Origin of the sequence: Bradyrhizobium sp. 142 (genome assembly GCF_023074015.1) — a bacterium.
Lineage (GTDB): Bacteria > Pseudomonadota > Alphaproteobacteria > Rhizobiales > Xanthobacteraceae > Bradyrhizobium.
In genome coordinates this window covers 1-1,086 of the sequence record NZ_JADPKQ010000194.1, presented here as the reverse complement: position 1 = coordinate 1,086, position 1,086 = coordinate 1, and the positions used below count along the sequence as shown (strand labels likewise).

Annotated in this window: 3 protein-coding genes; 1 reads left to right on the top strand and 2 read right to left on the bottom strand. The window is 63.0% G+C overall.

The annotated features are described in order from the left end of the window. On the bottom strand, nucleotides 1–229 hold a 229-nt coding region (locus IVA82_RS17305; protein ID WP_247493430.1), incomplete at its 3' end, for a hypothetical protein. 3 nt (nucleotides 230–232) lie between these two features. Between IVA82_RS17305 and IVA82_RS17300 the strand changes: the two genes are divergently transcribed. Beyond that, entirely contained in the window at nucleotides 233–943 is a 711-nt protein-coding gene (locus IVA82_RS17300; RefSeq protein ID WP_247493429.1) for a recombinase, read from the top strand. On the opposite strand, the gene IVA82_RS17295 is transcribed toward IVA82_RS17300, so the two are convergent. Then, on the bottom strand, nucleotides 913–1,086 hold a 174-nt coding region (locus IVA82_RS17295), incomplete at its 5' end, for an integrase core domain-containing protein (RefSeq protein WP_247493431.1). The genes IVA82_RS17300 and IVA82_RS17295 overlap by 31 nt on opposite strands.

The following is a 1,086-nucleotide window of genomic DNA, read 5'->3' as shown; positions in this document are numbered from 1 at the left end:
CGAAGAAGCACTGCTTGGCGTCGTTGGTCCGGGCGCTATCGCCGCTGCAACCGCGGCCGCCAAGGAAGCCGGGGAACGGCGGGATCAGGTGCGCGATGCTCTCAGTCGTGATCTCGAAGCGGCGCGCTATGCCGCCGACCGGGCCTTCCGGCAATACGATGCCGCTGACCCCGCGAACCGGCTGGTGGCGAGTGAGCTGGAAGCGCGCTGGAACAGGGCGCTCGCTCACGCGGTGGAGGTCGAGGGCAAGATCGCTATGCATGATGCGGCGACGCCCGCCCCCATTGCTGATCCAGCTTCGCTCGGCGTTCTGGCATCGAACCTCAAAACGGTCTGGGATGCGCCGACGACGGATGCTCGCCTCAAGAAGCGCATTGTGCGCACCCTCATCCATGAGGTCGTGGCCGATATCCACGACGCGGCCTCCGAGATCGTTCTCATCGTCCACTGGGTGGGTGGCGCCCACAGCGAGTTGCGCTTGCCCAAGCGCCGGCGCGGACAGCGCAACAGCACCTCTGCCGATATCATCCAAGCCGTGCGTCAACTGGTGCTGATCGCCAGCGATGACCTGATTGCCGGCATCCTCAACCGCAACGGCCTCAAGACCGGCAACGGCAATCGCTGGACCCGCGAGCGCGTCACATCAATGCGCTCGAACTACCACATCGCGGTGTTCAAGCCCGCCGAGGACGGAACCGAACCCTGGCTCAACCTTGGCAACGCCGCAAAGCTCCTGAAGATCGCGCCCAAGACGCTTCGGCTGGCCGCTGAAGCCGGCGAGATCGATGCCATCCATCCTCTGTCGGATGGTCCTTGGATCTTCGCCCGCGCCGCTCTCACAATGTCCGCTGCCAAATCCATCACCGAACGGGCACGGCTGAACCCCAAATACCCCACGGGATCGCATCCCGATCAGCAAAGCCTCTTCTCTTCAACAACATAGACAGATGGGTGTTCTGATGCGCGATTGTAGAAGTCGAGATACCGGCCGATCGAATGTCGCGCCTCGCCGACGGTTTCGTAGGCTCGCAGATAGACCTCCTCGTATTTAACGCTGCGCCATAGCCGCTCGACGAAGACGTTGTC